The sequence below is a fragment of the Streptomyces sp. NPDC020742 genome (assembly GCF_040641675.1).
Taxonomy (GTDB): Bacteria; Actinomycetota; Actinomycetes; order Streptomycetales; family Streptomycetaceae; genus Streptomyces.
Genome location: NZ_JBFAEA010000021.1, coordinates 1 through 18,763, shown reverse-complemented (window position 1 = coordinate 18,763; position 18,763 = coordinate 1). Strand labels below are relative to the sequence as shown.

The following is an 18,763-nucleotide window of genomic DNA, read 5'->3' as shown; positions in this document are numbered from 1 at the left end:
GATGGCCGCGAAGTGGCGGGATCCTTAAATTTCAGGTGGCTCAATCTTGCCGACGTCTTCGCGCCGTTCGGCGTCCGCAGGCAGTTGTCATCCTGATTCGTGGAGGTGCCCCATGCTGGGTCCCGTGCTCCTCGCCGCCGCACGCAGCGACAGCATCCGCCGCCTCGTCGCGGCCGCCCCGGTCACCCGCCCCGTGGTGGAGCGGTTCGTCGCCGGCGAGCGCCTGGCCGAGGCCATGTCCGCGGTGCGGACGCTCTCCGCGCGCGGCCTGGAGGTCACCCTCGACCACCTCGGCGAGGACATCACCGACCCGAGCGAGGCGCTGCGCAACCGCGACGCCTACCTCGCGCTCGCCGCGGCCCTCAAGGAGCAGGGGCTCGGCGTCAAGGCCGAGATGTCGGTGAAGCTGTCCGCCTTCGGCCAGGCGCTGCCCGGCGGCCACGAGCTGGCGCTGAAGAACGTCACCCCGGTCGTCGAGGCCGCCGCCGAGGCCGGCACCACGGTGACCCTGGACATGGAGGACCACACCACGGTCGACTCCACCCTCGCGATCCTCGGTGACCTGCGCGAGCGCTTCCCGCAGACCGGCGCGGTGCTGCAGTCCTACCTGTTCCGCACCGAGGACGACTGCCACGCGCTGGCCGGGGAAGGCTCCCGGGTGCGGCTGGTGAAGGGCGCGTACAAGGAGCCCGCGACCGTCGCCTTCCAGGACAAGCAGGAGGTCGACAAGGCCTATGTGCGCTGTCTGAAGATCCTGATGGCGGGGCAGGGATACCCCATGATCGGGTCGCACGACCCCCGGATGGTGGCGATCGCCCAGGAGCTCGCGCACCGCAACGGGCGCAAGACCACCGACTACGAATTCCAGATGCTGTACGGCATCCGCGAGGCGGAGCAGCGGAGGCTGGTCGCCGAGGGGAATCGCATGCGGGTGTACATCCCCTATGGCACGGATTGGTATGGATACTTCATGCGTCGGCTCGCCGAGCGCCCTGCCAACCTCGGCTTCTTCCTCCGGTCGCTGGCGACCCGAGGCTGAGGCCCCGCGGCGGCGACCGTTCGGCCGGGGGCCCTGGGGGCGTCCCCCGGGACACCGCGGCCTCCGGTCGCCGGCGGCCCCCGACTGAGCCACCCGGCCCTTTACGTACGTACGAACCGACGATCGAAGGAGAACGGCCATGGACGCTGTGACCCAGGTCCCCGTGCCGGTGAACGAGCCGGTCCACACCTACGCCCCCGGTACGCCCGAGCGGTCCCGCCTGGAGGCCAAGCTCAAGGAGCTGGCCGGCAACCCGATCGAGCTGCCGATGACCATCGGGGGCGAGCGGCGGATGGGTGGCGGCGAGCGTTTCGACGTGGTCCAGCCGCACAACCACTCCGCCCGGCTCGGCACGTACGCCAACGCCACGGTCAAGGACGCGCAGGACGCGGTGGACGCCGCCCTGGCCGCCGCCCCGGCTTGGCGTGCGACGTCCTTCGATGACCGTGCCGCGATCATCCTCAAGGCCGCCGAGCTACTCTCCGGCCCCTGGCGCGAGACGATGGCCGCCGCCACCATGCTCGGCCAGTCCAAGACCGCCCAGCAGGCCGAGATCGACACCCCCTGCGAGCTGATCGACTTCTGGCGCTTCAATGTGCACTTCGCGCGCCAGATCCTCGCCGAGCAGCCGCCGGCGAACTCCCCGGGCGTCTGGAACCGCTCGGACCACCGCCCGCTCGAGGGCTTCGTCTACGCGATCACGCCGTTCAACTTCACCGCGATCGCCGGCAACCTCCCGACCGCCCCGGCCCTCATGGGCAATGTGGTCGTCTGGAAGCCGTCCCCGACCCAGACCTACGCCGCCGTGCTGCTGATGCAGCTGCTGGAGGAGGCCGGGCTGCCCAAGGGCGTGATCAACCTGGTCACCGGTGACGGCAAGGACGTCTCCGAGGTGGCGCTGACCCACCCCGACCTGGCGGGCATCCACTTCACCGGCTCGACCAAGACCTTCCAGTACCTGTGGAAGACGGTCGGCATCAACATCGAGAACTACAAGACCTACCCGCGCCTGGTCGGCGAGACCGGTGGCAAGGACTTCATCGTCGCCCACCCCTCGGCCGACCGTGCCGTGCTGAAGACCGCGATGACCCGTGGCGCCTTCGAGTTCCAGGGCCAGAAGTGCTCCGCGGCCTCCCGCGCCTACGTCCCGGCCTCCCTGTGGAACTCCGGCCTCAAGGAGGAGTTCGCCGCCGAGGTCGACGCGCTCAGCATGGGTGACGTCAGCGAGCTGTCGAACTTCATGGGCGCGGTCATCGACGAGCGGTCGTTCGCCAAGAACAAGGCGGCGATCGACCGTGCCAAGGCTGACCCGACCATCGAGGTCGTGGCCGGCGGCACCTACGACGACAGCGAGGGCTACTTCGTCCGCCCGACCGTCCTGGTCTCCACCGACCCGGACAACGAGATCTTCAAGGACGAGTACTTCGGCCCGATCCTCGGCGTGTACGTCTACGACGACGAGAGCGACGAGGGCTACGACGCCATGCTCACCCAGATGGAGTCCGCCTCGGCCTACGGCCTGACCGGTTGTGTCATCGCCCAGGACCGGGTAGCGGCCGCCGCCACCTGCGAGAAGCTGCGCTTCGCGGCCGGCAACTTCTACATCAACGACAAGCCCACCGGTGCCGTGGTCGGCCAGCAGCCGTTCGGCGGTGGGCGCGCCTCCGGCACCAACGACAAGGCCGGCGCCAAGCAGAACCTGATGCGCTGGACCTCCACCCGCTCCATCAAGGAGACCCTGGTCCCGCCGACGGACTACCGCTACCCGCACATGGGCTGACGCCCGCGGCAGCATCCGACGGACCGCCCCCGGCCACCGCGCCGGGGGCGGTCCGCGTTCATGGGGGGCGGTTCATGGGGGCGGTGCCGACCGATCCGTACCGTGGCGCCCTGTTTCAGGGGGTGCGGGATGGCACGGGAGGGGCCGGTGAGCAGGTCTCGGCGCGGGATCCGTCTCAGATAGTAGGAAGCCCAAGTAATTGTGCAGACATCACGGCCAGGCTGTCCTAGCGTTGTAGGAGCCGAACGTAACGCTCCATCGAGCGGATGCGGATGTGGCCCGGTGCATGAGCGCAGGTGACCCCTGCCGTGCCGAGGCTCCCGCCCCTTCCGGCCGCTTCAGGATCGACGCATCCCTTTTGTTCTCGGGGCTCTGGCATTGGAGACGTGAATCATGGCTGAGACTGCCGTCCGCAGGACCCGTCGCGCCCGTACGACCAGCGAAGCCGACCGCAGGAACGCCGCGGCAGCCCTCCAGCGCGCCCTCGACCGCCGCGACAACGGCGGCGCCACCGGGCACTGACATGCTGCGCGCGCACACCGTCGCGACGCCGTCCGGACCGTCCTCGGTACCGTGCCGCTGCTGGTGGCTGATCCGGGCGTCCGTCGTCCGCTGGATCTGTCACTCGTGAACGCGGTGGGGCGCCCGGGTCCCGGGCGCCCCACCGGTCGCGGTGCCCCGCTCAGCGCGAGCGAGTCACCTCGAAGTGGTCGATGCGCTCGCCGGATTCGGCGAGCGCGGTGACCTTCATCCGCGGGCGGTGGCCCGGGGAGACCTGCACGGCGATGAAGGAGTAGCCGGTGTAGCGGACCCGGGACCACTCCACGGTGTCCGCCACCTTCTGCTGTCCCTTCGCCCAGTGGTACGTGTCGACGTGGTCGAGGTCCTTGACGTGGCCCTCGTAGCTGTCGGGCACGGGGAAGTCGTACAGGGCCCGGCCCGCGCCGCCGGCGGTGACGTAGACGATGCCCTCGCGGGCGGCGTCCACGGACTCGCCGATCGGCACCTTCTTGGCGACCCGGCCGCCCTTGAGGGCGTCGGTCCGCTCGTAGACGTGGTTGTGGCCGTTGATGACCAGGTCCACCCGGTGCTTGTCGAACAGCGGCAGCCATGCCTCGCGCACCCCGCCCTCGGAGGCGTGCGAGGTGGTGGTGGAGAAGGCGCAGTGGTGGAAGAAGACCACCAGGAAGTCGATGCCGGGGGTGGCGCGGAGCTCGCCCAGCCGGCGGTCGAGCCAGCGGGTCTGCCGGCCGCCGGTGTAGCCCTGATTGGCCGGGATCTCGTACGAGACGTCATTGGCGTCCAGCGCGACCACCGCGACATTGCCGTAGGTGAACGAGTAGACGCCGGGGGCCTGTTCGGGGTCCGGGCCGTTGTCGGGCAGCGACCAGCGGGCGTTCTGGCCGCCGTAGCCGTGCGGCGCGTACCAGGCCTCCATGTCGTGGTTGCCGGTGGTCACCATCCACGGCACGGACCGGGCCACCGACTCGGTCTGGGCGAGGAACTGGTCCCACACCCGCGCGTCGTAGGTGTCGTGATCGGAGCCCTGGCCGTCCGGGTCGGCGTAGCAGATGTCGCCGGCGTGCAGGTGGAAGGACGGGTTCTGAGCCAGGATCAACTGGTCGTTCGCGAGCGCGTGGTAGCTGACGCCCTGGTCGCCGAAGGCGGTGAAGACGAAGCTCTCGGCGCGGGCCGGGGCGGTGCGGAAGGTGCCGACGGCGGAGAAGTGGCGCGGGTCGGCGGGGTCGAAGCCGTCGTGGCCCACGCCGTAGTAGTACGTGGTGCCCGGTGAAAGGCCGTCCAGCGCCGCGTGCAGGTAGTACTGCCGGACGGCCGGCAGCTTCGCGGACAGCGCGGGGGTGTGCAGGTCCCGCACCTCCGCCTCGACCTTGCGCCCCAGGTCCCAGGGCGTCAGGCCCACCCGGAGGTAGGGCCGCCGGACCGCGAGCGGCACCTGCCAGCTCACCCGCAGCTGGCTCCTGGGGTCCGCGCCGAAGGCCAGGTGGCGTCCGAAGGGGGCGACCAAGGAGCCGTCGACGGCCGCGGTGGCGGACGCGGTCAGCAGGGTGGGGGAGGCCTGGGCCGAGCCGGCCAGCAGACCGGAACCGGCGACCACCCCCGCGGTGGCCGCCGAGGTGCGCAGCAGGCCCCGGCGGGTCAGCTTGGTACGGAGGTAGTCGTGCTGCTCCGGCATGGTCATCCGGGCCGCCAGCCGCTCCGGGATGCCGACGCGCGGGGTGTGCGAGGGCCGTGGGGCGTCCGCCCAGGGATTTCCCGTCATGCCGGGCACTGTCGCAAGCCCACCCGAAGGCCGTGGGTCGCCGGGGTGAACGGCGGCTGACCGGCAGGCCACTGTCCGCATGACGGACGTTACGTGTCAATCAATGGGACGCAGCGTAGGGTCCACATATGTCTCGCAGCATTCGCCTCGCAGTGATCCCCGGTGACGGTATTGGCCAGGAAGTCGTGGCCCAGGGCCTGAAGGTCCTGACCGCGGTCCTCCCGCAGGACGTCAAGCTGGAAACCAAGGAGTACGACCTCGGTGCCAGGCGCTGGCACGCGACCGGCGAGACCCTGCCGGACGCGGAGCTGGAGTCGCTCAAGCAGCATGACGCGATCCTGCTCGGCGCGATCGGCGACCCGTCGGTGCCGTCCGGTGTGCTGGAGCGCGGGCTGCTGCTCAAGCTCCGCTTCGCCTTCGACCACTTCGTCAACCTGCGCCCGTCGAAGCTCTTCCCGAACACCGCCACCCCGCTGGCCGGCCGGCCGGAGATCGACTTCGTGGTGGTCCGCGAGGGCACCGAGGGGCCGTACACCGGCAACGGCGGCTCGCTGCGCACCGGCACCCCCGCCGAGGTCGCCACCGAGGTCAGCGTGAACACCGCGTACGGCGTCGAGCGGGTGGTCCGGGACGCGTACGAGCGGGCCAACGCCCGCCCCCGCAAGAAGCTGACGCTGGTGCACAAGAACAACGTCCTCGTCTACGCGGGCCACATGTGGAAGAAGATCTTCGACAAGGTCGGCGAGGAGTACCCCGAGGTCACCACCGACTATCTGCACGTCGACGCCGCGACGATCTTCTTCGTCACCCAGCCCGAGCGGTTCGACGTACTCGTCACCGACAACCTCTTCGGCGACATCCTCACCGACCTCGCCGCGGCGGTCACCGGCGGTATCGGCCTGGCCGCCTCCGGCAACATCAACCCGACCGGCGCCTTCCCCTCGATGTTCGAGCCGGTGCACGGCTCCGCACCGGACATCGCCGGCACCGGCAAGGCCGACCCGACCGCGACCGTGCTCTCCGTGGCCCTGCTCCTGCGCCACCTCGGCTTCGAGGCGCAGGCCGCCCGGATCGAGGAGGTCGTCGCGGCGGACCTGGAGGCCCGGGACGGCACGGCCCGCAGCACGGACGAGATCGGCGATGCGCTCGCCGCGCGGGTAGCGGGCTGAGGCCCGCGGCAGCAGAGCCGGCAGCAGCACCGACCGCGCCGGGCCCGGGGAGTCGCCCCTCGGGCCCGGCGCCGTCCGTGGGACCCGGGCCGGTTCTCCGCCCGGCCGGGTGCGACCATCGGATCCGGGCCGCGCACACCGGTTCCGGCGGCGCAAGGCCACGGGCGATAATCGGACGTGGTGTCGCCGTCCGCGGTGAACGCCGGACGTCCCCGTAACGACCGGTACGTTCGGCAGACGCCGTGAGCGCGGCCGCCACCAACCGCAGCGGTGTCGCATGGCCGGGGGCCGACCCCCCGACCCCCGGCCGGAGGGCTGGGCCGGTGACGGCGGTATCGGAACACGCAGTGAAGGACATGCACATATGACGACGCCCACGATCGAGCTCAAGCCCTCCTCGCACCCGCTGTCCGCGGCGGAGCGGGAGCAGATCCTGGCCGCTCCCGGCTTCGGTCGCCACTTCACCGACCACATGGTGACGATCAAGTGGACGGAGGGGCGTGGCTGGCACGACGGACAGCTCGTGCCGTACGGGCCGCTCTCCCTCGACCCGGCGACCAACGTCCTGCACTACGCACAGGAGATCTTCGAGGGCCTCAAGGCGTACCGCCAGCCCGACGGCTCGGTCGCCCTGTTCCGGCCCGACGCCAACGCCCGGCGGTTCCAGTCCTCGGCGCGCCGCCTGGCCATGCCCGAGCTGCCGGTCGAGTCCTTCATCGAGGCCTGTGACCTGCTGGTGCAGCAGGACAAGGACTGGGTGCCGGCGCACGGCGGCGAGGAGTCGCTCTACCTGCGCCCCTTCATGATCGCGACCGAGGTCGGCCTCGGGGTGAAGCCGGCCAACGAGTACCTCTTCGTGGTGATCGCCTCGCCGGCCGGTGCGTACTTCGCCGGCGGCGTCCGGCCGGTCTCCATCTGGCTGTCCGAGGACCGGGTGCGGGCCGTCCCGGGCGGCATGGGCGACGCCAAGACCGGCGGCAACTACGCCGCCTCGCTGCTGGCGCAGGCCGAGGCCGCGGCGCACGGCTGCGACCAGGTCGCCTACCTCGACGCCGTGGAGCACAAGTGGGTCGAGGAACTGGGCGGGATGAACCTCTACTTCGTCTACGGCGACAAGATCGTCACCCCGGTGCTCACCGGCTCCCTGCTGGCCGGTGTCACCCGCGACTCGCTGCTCTCCGTCGCCCGTGACCTGGGGTACGCCTCGGAGGAGGGCCGGATCTCCATCGACCAGTGGAAGGCCGACACGGAGAGCGGTGCGCTCACCGAGGTCTTCGCCTGCGGCACCGCCGCCGTGATCACCCCGGTCGGCACGGTCAAGAGCGCTGGCGGCGAGTGGACCCAGTCCGGCGGCGAGCCCGGCAAGGTCACGCTGCGGCTGCGGGAGGCCCTGCTGGACATCCAGCGCGGTGTCGCCGAGGACAAGCACGGCTGGATGCACCCCCTGGGCTGAGCCGGTCCGCAGGAATGACGAGGAGGCCGCCCCGGCACCGCGCCGGGGCGGCCTCCTCGTCTTGGGGCCTGGTGGAACGGGGCGCTCCGGGGCGGTCAGCCGACCTCCGCGGGGGAGTCCGGCGAGGCGGCGGCCGGCGCGTCCGGCGCGGTGCGCGGCGCCGGCACCGGGCGGGGGCGGCGGGCGGTGAGCGCCTGGTACAGGACGCCGGCCACCGCGGCGGCCAGCAGGAAGCTGAGGTCGATACCGCCGGTGCAGGCCAGCAGCGGCCCCCGGTAGAGCGGGGTGTCCACCGCCGCCAGGCCGACGGCCGAGCCCACCGCCCAGGCGGTGGTGGCCCGGACGTTCCAGCCGCCCCGGAACCAGTACCCGCCGCCGCGGGTGCCGCGGTTGTAGACCTGTAGGGAGTCCGCGTCGTAGGCCCCGCGGCAGCGGAGGAACCCCATGACGGTGATCACCGCCCAGGGCGTGCCGACGGCGGTCATCAGCAGCACGAACGAGGTCATCGCGTCCTGGGCGGCCCACAGGAAGTGGCCGGCGTAGACCAGCGCGGTGGCCAGGGCGGCGACCACGTACGTGGCCTGGGTGCGGGTCGCGCGCGGCAGGATCGCGTCCAGGTCCAGGCCCATGCTGTAGAGCATCAGGCCGGAGTTGCCCACCGAGCCGGCGGAGGCGTTGAGCAGCAGCGGGGCCAGGTACCAGAGCGGCGCGCCGGCCACCAGCGGGCCCGCGTAGTCGGCGCCGGCGCCCACCGCGAGCGCGGAGAAGGTGCCGAAGAGCTGCGGCACCAGCAGGCCCACCACCAGGCCGAGGTAGGTGGCCGCGAAGACCCTCTTCGGGCGGTGCCGGCGCGGGGAGATGTAGCGGCTGTAGTCGCCGAGCAGGGTGATGAAGGCGATCGGGCCGCTGAGCCCGGCGGAGACCGCGGCCAGCAACCAGGTCGGCCAGAAGCCGCCGAGCGCGTAGGGGGTGCCGGGTACCGGGGCGGTGGTGAAGGCGTGGGCGTAGGCGGCCACACCGGCCGCGAGCAGCAGCGTCAGACCGATGGAGAGCACCTTGCTCAGCCGCAGCAGCGCCCGGTGGCCGTACACCGCGCCCACCGCGGTACCGCCCGCCAGTACCGCGTAGACCAGCGCGTACGACGTCCCTCCGGCCGGCAGGCCGGTCAGGCGGTGCAGGCAGCCGACCACGGCGTCGCCGCCGACCCACAGGGTCAGCGCGGTGTAGCCCAGCGAGAGCAGCAGGCCGATCACCGAGCCGATCAGCCGGCCGCGCACGCCGAAGTGGGCGCCGCTGCTGGTCGACAGGTTGGTCGCGCTGCGCAGTGACACCAGCGCGAGCGGGGCGGTGAGCACCGCCCCGACCAGGGTGCCGGCCGTCAGGGAGCTGACCGAACCCCAGAAGCCGAGCCCGAAGGAGACCGGTAGCCAGCCGAAGATCACCACACCGAGGGCCAGGTTCGATCCGAGCAGGATCGAGACGAGGTCGCGGGGACCGCTGGTGCGCTCCTCGTCCGGGATGGTGTCGACTCCGCGTTGTTCGATCGGCATGAGGGCTCCCCTGAGAGGCCGGAGGGCGGTGCGCGAGCGGTGCTCCGCGCGCAGCGCCCCGCGTGCAGTGCTCCGTGCTGTGGGCCGTGGCGGTGGGCTGTGGCGGTGGGCTGTGGCGGTGGGCCGTGCGCGGCGTCGGTGGCACGCGCTGCGAGAGATGGTGAGCAGCGTTCTATTAGCCGCTCGTTTAGAACAGCGCTCAATGTCGCTCATCCCCATGCCACAGGTCAATGCTTTCGTATTAGTCAGTCTCGGGTTTAGAGTGCTGCTCTAATCGAGTGGGAAGGTGGGAAGGGATGCGGCTGACTCCGACGGAACGCGACCGGCTGCTGCTGTTCGGTGCGGCCGAGCTGGCGCGCACGCGCCGGGCCCGCGGACTGAAGCTGAACGTGCCCGAGGCGACCGCGTTGATCGCGGACACGGTCTGCGAGGCGGCGCGGGACGGGCGCCGCCTCGCTCAGGCCATCGAGGCGGCACGCGGCGTGCTCGGCCCGGACGATGTGCTGCCGGGGGTGGCCGAGGTGGTCACCGAGGTGCATGTGGAGGCCGTCTTTGACGACGGCTCCCGGCTCGCGGTGGTCAGCGACCCGATCGGGGCCGGCCCGGCTGCCGGGGGCGACGGCGCGGAGCGGGCGCCCGCGCCCGGCGCCGTGCTCCCCGGACCGGCCGACCCGGAGCCGGCGCCCGCGGTGGTGCTGACCGTGCGCAACACCGCGACGGTGCCGATCAGCGTCACCTCGCACTTCCACTTCTTCGAGGCCAACCCCCGGCTGGACTTCGACCGCTCCGCCGCGTACGGCATGCGGCTGTGCGTCCCGGCCGGCTCGTCGGTGCGGTTCGACCCCGGCGGCACCTCGGAGGTCGGTCTGCTGCCGATCGGCGGCGACCGGATCGCGATCGGCTTCGCCGGTCTGGTCGACGGCCCGCTGGACGCACCGGGCGCGAAGTCGGAAGCGCTGCGGCGGGCCGCCGCCTGCGGCTACCTGGGAGCGGAGGAGCAGGGATGACCATCGACCCCCACGAGTACGCGTCGGTGCACGGCCCGCGGGCCGGCGACCGGGTGGTCCTGGGCGACTCCGGCCTGGTGGTCCGGGTCGAGTCGGACTCCCAGAAGCCCGGCGACGAGTTCCTGGCCGGCTTCGGCAAGACCGCCCGGGACGGGCTGCTGCTGAAGGCCGCCGCGGTCCGCGAGACCTGCGACGTGGTGATCAGCAACGTGCTGGTCATCGATGCGGTCCAGGGCATCCGCAAGGTGTCCATCGGCATCCGTGAGGGCCGGATCCACGCCATCGGACGGGCCGGTAACCCCGACACGCTCGACGGCGTCGACGTCGTCGTCGGCACCGGCACCTCGATCGTCTCCGGCGAGGGCCTGATCGCCACCGCCGGTGCCGTGGACACCCATGTCCACCTGCTCTCGCCGCGGGTGATGGAGGCCTCGCTGGCCTCCGGCGTGACCACCATCATCGGCCAGGAGTTCGGCCCGGTCTGGGGCGTCGGGGTCAACTCGCCCTGGGCGCTGGGCCGTGCCTTCGGCGCCTTCGACGCCTGGCCGGTCAACATCGGCTTCCTGGGCCGGGGTTCGTCCTCCAGCGACGCCCCGCTGGTGGAGGCGCTCGCCGAGGGCGGCGCCTGCGGGTTCAAGGTCCACGAGGACATGGGCGCGCACGCCCGCGCCCTGGACACCGCGCTGCGGGTCGCCGAGGACCACGACGTCCAGGTCGCGCTGCACAGCGACGGGCTGAACGAGTGCCTCACCGTCGAGGACACCCTGCGGGTCCTGGACGGTCGGACCATCCACGCCTTCCACATCGAGGGCTGCGGCGGCGGACACGTCCCCAACGTCCTGAAGATGGCCGGCGTCCCCCACGTCATCGGCTCCTCCACCAACCCCACCCTGCCCTTCGGGCGGGACGCGGTCGCCGAGCACTACGGCATGATCGTCTCGGTCCACGACCTGAAGACCGACCTGCCCGGCGACGCGGCCATGGCCCGCGACCGGATCCGGGCCGGCACGATGGGCGCCGAGGACGTGCTGCACGACCTCGGGGCGATCGGCATCACCTCCTCCGACGCCCAGGGCATGGGCCGGGCCGGCGAGACCGTACGCCGCACCTTCGCGATGGCCGGCAAGATGAAGGCCGAACTCGGCCCGATGGCAGGCGACGGCGCCCACGACGACAACGCGCGCGTCCTGCGCTACCTCGCCAAACTCACCATCAACCCCGCCATTGCACACGGCCTTTCGCACGAGATCGGGTCGATCGAGGTCGGCAAGCTGGCCGACCTCGTGCTCTGGAAGCCGCAGTTCTTCGGCGCCAAGCCGCAGCTGGTGCTGAAGTCCGGCTTCCCGGCGTACGGCGTCACGGGCGATCCCAACGCCGCCACCGACACCTGCGAACCGCTCGTCCTCGGGCCGCAGTTCGGGGCGCACGGCGCCACCCCCGCCGAGATCTCGGTCGCCTTCGTGGCCCGTGCCGCGGTCGAACAGGGCGGCGACCACCTGCCCACCCGCCGACGCCGGGTGGCGGTCCGCGGCACCCGCGGCATCGGCCCGGCCAGCCTCGTCCACAACTCCCGGATCGGCGACGTCCAGGTCGACGGGCGCAGCGGACTGGTCACCCTCGACGGCGACCCGGTGCGCTCCGAACCGGCCGAGACGGTCTCGCTGTCCCGGCTGTACTTCCTCTGACGGCGCCCCGCGCACCGCAGACGCCCCAGCCCGCCCACCGGCACCCGGCGCCGCCCACCGGCACCCGCGCCGCCCGCCCCCATCACCGTGAGGACCCCCGCATGAACACCCCTGCCGCCGACGGCTTCCGCATGCCCCCGGAGTGGGCCCGCCACGAGCGCACCTGGATGGCCTGGCCCGGACCCAACGTCACCTTCGGCCCGGAGGGCGGCGGGGCGCTGGCCGAGGCCCGCCGCGCCTGGGCCGGTGTCGCCCGCGCCGTCCGCCGCCACGAGCCGGTCACCGTCGTCGTGGGTCCGGGGCAGTCCGAGGGCGCCCGGGAACTCCTCGGCCCGGACGTGGACCTCGTCGAGCGCCCGCTCAACGACGCCTGGATGCGCGACATCGGCCCCACCTTCCTCACCGACGGCAAGGGCGGACTAGCCGCCACCGACTGGGTCTTCAACGGCTGGGGCGCCCAGGAGTGGGCCCGCTGGGACCTCGACGCGGCGATCGGCGCGGAGGTCGCGGGGCTGGCCGGCGCCCGCCGCTACGCCACCCCGCTGGTCAACGAGGGCGGCGGCATCCACATCGACGGCGAGGGCACCGTCCTGCTCACCGAGACCGTGCAGCTCGACCCGGGCCGCAACCCCGGCCGCTCCCAGGAGGAGGTCGAGGCGGAGATCCATGCGCACCTCGGCACCACCAAGGCGATCTGGCTGCCGCGCGGACTGGCCGCCGACTACGGCACGTTCGGCACCCGCGGCCATGTCGACATCGTCGCCGCCTTCGCCCGGCCAGGGACCGTGCTGGTGCACACCCAGCCCGACCCCGACCACCCCGACCACCCGATCTGCCAGGAGATCGGCAAGCTGCTGCGCGGCGCCACCGATGCCCGGGGCCGGGCGCTGGAGGTCGTCGAGGTGCCCGCGCCGACCGTCACCGAGGTGGACGGCGAGCCGGTCGACTACTCCTACATCAACCACTACCTCTGCAACGATGGCGTGGTGCTCTGCGCCTTCGACGACCCCCGTGACGAGGAGGCGGCCGCGCTCTTCCGCCGGCTCTTCCCCGAGCGGACGGTGACCCTCGTGGACGCCCGTACGATCTTCGCTGCGGGTGGCGGCATCCACTGCATCACCCAGCAGCAGCCGAAGGCCTGACCCGCAGGCCACGCCCAGCCCACCCGGAGGTCCCCTTGTCCGGTCCCGTGCGCCGCCCCCGGCGCCGGCTCACCCAGCCCCGCGAGCAGGTCCTCGCCGCGGCGATGGCCACCATCGCCGAGCAGGGCCTGGACCGGCTCACCATGGCCGGGCTGGGCCGCGAGGTCGGCATGAGCAGCGGCCACATCCTGTACTACTTCGGCACCAAGGACGCGTTGCTGCTACAGACCCTCCAATGGAGCGAGGAGCAGCTCGGCGCCGAGCGCCGGGCCGCCCTCTCCCGCCGCGTCCCGGCCCGCGAACGGCTGGACGCCCTGGTCGACCTCTACCTCCCCGAGGGCCACCGCGACCCGCGCTGGACGCTGTGGCTGGAGGTCTGGAACCGCTCGCAGAACGCCGACGAGGAGACCCGCGAGCGCCAGCTCGACCTGGAACTCGCCTGGCACCGCGACCTGGTGGCCCTCCTCGTCGAAGGCGCCTCCAAGGGCGAGTTCCGGAAGGTCGACGCCGAGCGCTTCGCCACCCGCCTGCGCGCCCTCCTAGACGGCTTCGGCACCCACCTCGTCGTCGGCCTCCCCGGCACCGACCGCGCCCAGGTCCAAGAGCACCTGCGCGACTTCCTGGACGAGGCGCTCGCGGTCCCGGGGGCGTGACCGCAACGCACGTAAGTACGCGCGATCGTTGCCGTTCCGGCCCTTGCCGCCCGCCCCCCGTTCCGCGACCGTTTGCGGCTATGGGACGAGAGCAATGGAAGAAGATCTGGGTCGGCTCGGCCGGCAACATGGTCGAGTGGTTCGACTGGTTCGTCTACGCCAGTTTCGCGGTCTACTTCGCGGACTCCTTCTTCCCGAAGGGGAATGACACCGCGAACCTCATGAACACCATGGGGATCTTCGCGGTCGGCTTCTTCATGCGCCCGGTGGGCGGCTGGCTGCTGGGACGGATCGGTGACCGGCGGGGGCGCAAGGCGGCGCTCACCCTGACCGTGTCGCTGATGTCCGCCTCGGCGATCCTGATCGCCGTCGCACCGACCTACGCCGTCGCGGGTTACGGCGGAGTGGCCGTTCTGCTCCTCGCCCGGATGCTCCAGGGCCTCTCCGTCGGCGGGGAGTACGCGGCCAGCGCCACCTACCTCACCGAGGCCTCCGCACCCGGCAGGCGCGGCTTCGCCTCCAGCTTCCAGTACGTGTCGATGACCGCGGGACAACTCCTCGGCCTGGGGCTGCAGATCGTGCTCCAGCGCAGTCTGTCCGAGGACGCGCTGCACAGCTGGGCCTGGCGGATCCCGTTCATCGTCGGCGCGCTGGGCGCCGGGATCGTCTTCTACCTGCGCCGCAACATGCTGGAGACCGAGGTCTACGCGGCGGACGAGGGCGCACAGACCGACCCCGAGCGCGGCACCCTCAAGGCGCTGCTGGCCCATAAGCGCGAGGCGCTGCTGGTCATCGCGCTCACCATGGGCGGCACGGTCGCGTACTACACGTACACGACCTACCTCACCAAGTACCTCTCGGGCAGCGCGGGGATGTCCAAGCCGACCGCCTCCCTGGTCAGCTTCTGCGCCCTCTTCCTCTTCATGTGCATCCAGCCGCTGGCCGGGAAGCTCTCCGACCGGATCGGCCGGCGGCCGCTGCTGATCACCTTCGCGATCGGCTCGACCCTGCTGACCGTGCCGATCCTGACGCTGCTCAAGCACGCCGGCAGCTTCTGGCCGGCGCTCGGCCTCTCCCTGCTGGCGCTGCTCGTGGTCACCGGCTACACCTCGATCAACGCCTGTGTGAAGGCCGAGCTCTTCCCCACCGGCGTCCGCGCGCTGGGCGTGGCGCTGCCGTACGCCATCGCCAACGCGCTGTTCGGCGGCACCGCCGAGTACGTCGCCCTGTGGTTCAAGGACGGCGGCATTGAGTCCGGCTACTACTGGTACGTCGCCGGGTGCGCCGCGGTCTCGCTGATCGTCTACCTCACCATGCGGGAGACCCGCACCATCGACCTGCACCGGGTGGGGGCCGCACCGGACGCGACCGCCGCCCCCGTGCCGGGACGCACCCCCGTCGCCGACTGACCGCACCCGCCCACCGCCGCCTCCCCCACCGGGGGGAGGCGGCCTCCTGCCGGCCGGGGATCCGCCACCGGGCCGCAGCAGCTTGGCTAGAGGGCATGACGAGAGCGACGAGAACCAGGCGCTTCCTCCTACCGCTGCTGCTGGGCGGTCTGCTGGCCCCGGCGACCGCGGCACCGGCGATCGCGGCGGCCCGGCCCGCCGCACACCACGCGGAGGCCCCCCGTCCCACCTCCGACGACCTCCCCGCCCGGCTCGCGGCCCTGCCCGGCATGCGACTGGTCAGGGACACCCCCGCCCCGGGCGGCTACCGCGCGATCGAGCTGCGCTACCGCCAGCCCGTCGACCACCGCCACCCCGGTCGGGGCACCTTCGAGCAGCGGCTGTTCCTGATGCACCGGGCCGCCGACCGGCCGATGGTCCTCTACACCAACGGCTACGACCTCGACTACCAGGACCCCGCCTTCCGCACCGAGCCGACCCAGATCCTGGGCGCCAACCAGCTCAGCGTCGAGCAGCGGTACTTCGGCACCTCCCGCCCCCACCCCACCGACTGGACGAAGCTCGACATCTGGCAGGCGGCGAGCGACCACCACCGGATCGTGCGGGCGCTCAAGAGGGTCTACCGCGCCGCCTGGATCTCCACCGGCGGCAGCAAGGGCGGCATGGCGACCGTCTACCACCGGCGCTTCTACCCGCAGGACGTGGCCGGCTCCGTCGCGTACTCGGCCCCGAACAACACCGACGACCGGGACAACACCGCCGAGGACCGCTTCCTCCAGCGGGTCGGCACCCCCGCCTGCCGCCGTGCCCTCACCGACGTGCAGCGCGCGCTGCTGGGCGCCCGCAGGGCGGAGACGGCGGGCCGGCTCGCCCGCGCGGCCGCCGCCCACGGCGACACCCTGCGCACCGTCGGCAGTGCCGACCGGGCGCTGGAGTTCAACGTGCTGCGGCTGCCGGAGCGCTTCTGGATGAGCCAGGACGAGGCGGCCTGCGCCCGCATCCCCGGCCCCTCCGCCGACGGTGCGGCGCTCTACGCCTGGTTCGACCAGATGGTCAGCCTCTGGGGCTACACCGATGCCTACCTCTCCGTCGCCGCCGCGTCCTTCTACCAGCTGGGCACCCAGCTCGGCTCCGCCTCGCTGGCCGCCCCGCAGCTCGCCGGACTGCTGCGGTACCCCGGTATCCAGCAGATGCGCACCCTCGTGCCACGGAGCATCCCGATGCGCTTCCAGCCCGGCGCCATGGCCGACATCGACCGCTGGGTGCGGCACCACGGCAGCCGGCTGATGTTCGTCTACGGCGAGACGGACCCCACCCGGGCCGAGCCGTTCCGCACCGGCCCCGGCAGCCGCGACACGCACGTCTACCTGGCCCCGCACACCAACCACCTGGCGCGCATCGACAAGCTGGCGGCAGGGGACCGGGACCGGGCCACCGCGATGCTCCGCCGCTGGGCGAATGCGGACGATCCGACCACATAGTGAGACCGTCGCGTAGGTGACCAAGGGGGTGTGGCAGACTGCGGACCGTGCTCTCGTTCGCCATGATTATTGGCAGCAGGCGCGCCGGTCCGCAGTGACCGCCCCGTACGAACCGAGTACGGCGTGGCCACCGTCGTCCCAGACCCGCGCGCAGACCTCTCGCACCCGCGAGGGGTTTTTTCGTTTCCGGCCCACACTCCACCGGAGGCGGAGCGCGAGGGAGCATGGAGGGGCGGTGGAACCGGTTATTCCGGTAGACCGAGATCCGACAGGAGCCAGACCAGCATGACGGACGCACCCCAGGCCTCCCCGTCGCCCCACCCCCGTCCCGACGGCGCGGTGCCCGACGCCTTCCACGTCTTCGACACCACCCTCCGCGACGGCGCCCAGCGCGAGGGCATCAACCTCACCGTCGCCGACAAGCTGACCCTCGCCCGGCACCTCGACGACTTCGGCGTCGGCTTCATCGAGGGCGGCTGGCCCGGCGCCAACCCCCGGGACACCGAGTTCTTCCAGCGCGCCCGGGCGGAGATCGACTTCCGGCACGCCCAACTGGTCGCGTTCGGCGCCACCCGCAAGGCCGGGGTCCGCGTCGAGGACGACCCGCAGGTCGCCGCCCTCCTGGACTCCCAGGCACCGGTCATCACCCTCGTCGCCAAGTCCCATGTCGGGCACGTCGAGCTGGCTCTGCGGACCACGCCCGAGGAGAACCTCGCGATGATCCGGGACACCGTCGCCCACCTGCGCGCCCAGGGCCGCCGGGTCTTCCTCGACTGCGAGCACTTCTTCGACGGCTACGCCCTGGACCCGGTCTACGCCAAGCAGGTCGTGCGCACCGCCGCCGAGGCCGGCGCGGACGTGGTGGTGCTCTGCGACACCAACGGCGGGATGCTCCCCGCACAGGTCACCGCCGTGGTGCGGACCGTGCTCGCGGACACCGGCGCACGGCTGGGCATCCACGCCCAGGACGACACCGGCTGCGCCGTCGCCAACACCCTGGCCGCCGTGGACGCCGGCGCCACCCATGTCCAGTGCACCGCCAACGGCTACGGCGAGCGGGTCGGCAACTCCAACCTCTTCCCGGTGGTCGCCGCGCTGGAGCTCAAGTACGGGCGCCGGGTGCTGCCCGAGGGCAAGCTCGCCGAGACCACCCGCATCTCGCACGCCATCGCCGAGGTCGTCAACCTCACCCCCTCCACCCACCAGCCCTACGTCGGCGTCTCGGCCTTCGCCCACAAGGCCGGCCTGCACGCCTCCGCCATCAAGGTCGACCCGGACCTGTACCAGCACATCGACCCGGCGCTGGTCGGCAACACCATGCGGATGCTGGTCTCCGACATGGCCGGCCGGGCCTCCATCGAACTCAAGGGCAAGGAGCTGGGCTTCGACCTCGGCGACGACCGCGAGCTGGTCGGCCGGGTCGTGGAGCGCGTCAAGGAGCGCGAACTCGCGGGCTACACCTACGAGGCCGCGGACGCCTCGTTCGAACTGCTGCTGCGCGAAGAGGTACAGGGCCGGCCGGTGCGCTACTTCACCGTCGAGTCCTGGCGCGCCATCGTCGAGGACCGCCCCGACGGCACCCACGCCAACGAGGCGACCGTGAAGCTGTGGGCCAAGGGCGAGCGGATCGTCGCCACCGCGGAGGGCAACGGCCCGGTCAACGCCCTGGACCGGGCGCTGCGGGTCGGCCTGGAGCGGATCTACCCCCAACTGGCGACCATGGAGCTGGTCGACTACAAGGTCCGCATCCTGGAAGGCGCCCTGGGCACCGGCTCGATCACCCGCGTCCTGGTCTCCACCAGCGACGGCCGCGCCGAATGGTCCACGGTCGGCGTCGCGGAGAACGTCATCGCCGCCTCCTGGCAGGCCCTGGACGACGCCTACGCCTACGGGCTGCTGCGCGCGGGGGTTGCCCCGCAGGGGTAATTCCCACGTTGTTGTCTCCCCCCGCCGTGGGGGTTGTTCGCCGGTGGGCCGGCGGCCCGGTACGCCTTCGGCTGTCTCGCCGTGGGGGTTGTTCGCCGTTGCGCCTGCGGCGGGCGGTGCCGCTGCGCGGGGCTGTTGGGTGCGGTGACGGGCCTGCGGGGTCTGGTGTGTGGACTGCTTCGCTTTAC

The 18,763-nt window shown here is 72.0% G+C and carries 14 protein-coding genes; 12 read left to right on the top strand and 2 right to left on the bottom strand.

All coding sequences use genetic code 11. From position 1 onward, the window contains the following. The first annotated feature begins 112 nt into the window (after nt 1–112). The 3 genes from AB0G84_RS27950 (at nt 113) to AB0G84_RS27940 (ending at nt 3,341) form a co-directional block, all read left to right on the top strand. Nucleotides 113–1,039 carry a proline dehydrogenase family protein gene (locus AB0G84_RS27950; protein ID WP_361326457.1) on the top strand — a complete coding sequence of 309 codons (927 nt, stop codon included), beginning with the start codon at nt 113–115 and terminating at the stop codon, nt 1,037–1,039. 139 nt (nt 1,040–1,178) lie between these two features. Continuing rightward, nucleotides 1,179–2,819 carry an L-glutamate gamma-semialdehyde dehydrogenase gene (gene pruA, locus AB0G84_RS27945; protein WP_361326454.1) on the top strand — a complete coding sequence of 547 codons (1,641 nt, stop codon included), beginning with the start codon at nt 1,179–1,181 and terminating at the stop codon, nt 2,817–2,819. Nucleotides 2,820–3,212: 393 nt separating this feature from the next. Next, nucleotides 3,213–3,341, top strand: a complete 129-nt coding sequence (locus AB0G84_RS27940; protein ID WP_361326451.1) for a hypothetical protein — start codon at nt 3,213–3,215, stop codon at nt 3,339–3,341. A gap of 160 nt (nt 3,342–3,501) precedes the next feature. On the opposite strand, the gene AB0G84_RS27935 is transcribed toward AB0G84_RS27940, so the two are convergent. Next, nucleotides 3,502–5,100, bottom strand: a complete 1,599-nt coding sequence (locus AB0G84_RS27935; protein WP_361326448.1) for a fibronectin type III domain-containing protein — start codon at nt 5,098–5,100, stop codon at nt 3,502–3,504. A 128-nt stretch (nt 5,101–5,228) separates the two neighbouring features. On the opposite strand from AB0G84_RS27935, the gene AB0G84_RS27930 reads away from it, so the two are divergent. Together AB0G84_RS27930 and AB0G84_RS27925 are read left to right on the top strand one after the other, a co-directional pair. Next, nucleotides 5,229–6,269: a 3-isopropylmalate dehydrogenase gene (locus AB0G84_RS27930; protein ID WP_361326445.1), complete on the top strand. Its 1,041-nt coding sequence runs from the start codon at nt 5,229–5,231 to the stop codon at nt 6,267–6,269. Nucleotides 6,270–6,633: 364 nt separating this feature from the next. Beyond that, on the top strand, nt 6,634–7,722 hold the full coding sequence (locus AB0G84_RS27925) for a branched-chain amino acid aminotransferase (protein WP_361326442.1): 1,089 nt from the start codon (nt 6,634–6,636) through the stop codon (nt 7,720–7,722). A 95-nt stretch (nt 7,723–7,817) separates the two neighbouring features. Here the strand turns inward: AB0G84_RS27925 and AB0G84_RS27920 are convergent, their stop codons facing one another. Beyond that, the gene (locus AB0G84_RS27920) at nt 7,818–9,272 is read right to left on the bottom strand and encodes a cytosine permease (protein WP_361326439.1); all 1,455 of its coding nucleotides are present in this window, start codon (nt 9,270–9,272) and stop codon (nt 7,818–7,820) included. 296 nt (nt 9,273–9,568) lie between these two features. On the opposite strand from AB0G84_RS27920, the gene ureA reads away from it, so the two are divergent. The 7 genes from ureA (at nt 9,569) to cimA (ending at nt 18,575) form a co-directional block, all read left to right on the top strand. After that, on the top strand, nt 9,569–10,279 hold the full coding sequence (gene ureA, locus AB0G84_RS27915) for an urease subunit gamma (RefSeq protein WP_361326436.1): 711 nt from the start codon (nt 9,569–9,571) through the stop codon (nt 10,277–10,279). Next, on the top strand, nt 10,276–11,964 hold the full coding sequence (locus AB0G84_RS27910; RefSeq protein WP_361326433.1) for an urease subunit alpha: 1,689 nt from the start codon (nt 10,276–10,278) through the stop codon (nt 11,962–11,964). Before ureA ends, AB0G84_RS27910 begins: the two co-directional genes overlap by 4 nt. Before the next feature lie 101 nt (nt 11,965–12,065). Further along, nucleotides 12,066–13,106 (top strand): agmatine deiminase family protein, encoded by a 1,041-nt coding sequence (locus tag AB0G84_RS27905; RefSeq protein WP_361326430.1) that lies wholly within the window; start codon nt 12,066–12,068, stop codon nt 13,104–13,106. Between the two features lie 35 nt (nt 13,107–13,141). Next, nucleotides 13,142–13,759, top strand: coding sequence for a TetR/AcrR family transcriptional regulator (locus tag AB0G84_RS27900; protein WP_361326427.1), 618 nt, complete (start codon nt 13,142–13,144; stop codon nt 13,757–13,759). Nucleotides 13,760–13,839: 80 nt separating this feature from the next. Next, complete coding sequence (locus AB0G84_RS27895; RefSeq protein WP_361326424.1) at nt 13,840–15,168, top strand: MFS transporter; 1,329 nt, start codon at nt 13,840–13,842, stop codon at nt 15,166–15,168. A 95-nt stretch (nt 15,169–15,263) separates the two neighbouring features. Further along, nucleotides 15,264–16,649 (top strand): S28 family serine protease, encoded by a 1,386-nt coding sequence (locus AB0G84_RS27890; protein WP_361326421.1) that lies wholly within the window; start codon nt 15,264–15,266, stop codon nt 16,647–16,649. A gap of 285 nt (nt 16,650–16,934) precedes the next feature. Beyond that, the gene (gene cimA, locus AB0G84_RS27885; RefSeq protein ID WP_361326418.1) at nt 16,935–18,575 is read left to right on the top strand and encodes a citramalate synthase; all 1,641 of its coding nucleotides are present in this window, start codon (nt 16,935–16,937) and stop codon (nt 18,573–18,575) included. Nucleotides 18,576–18,763: the final 188 nt, after the last annotated feature.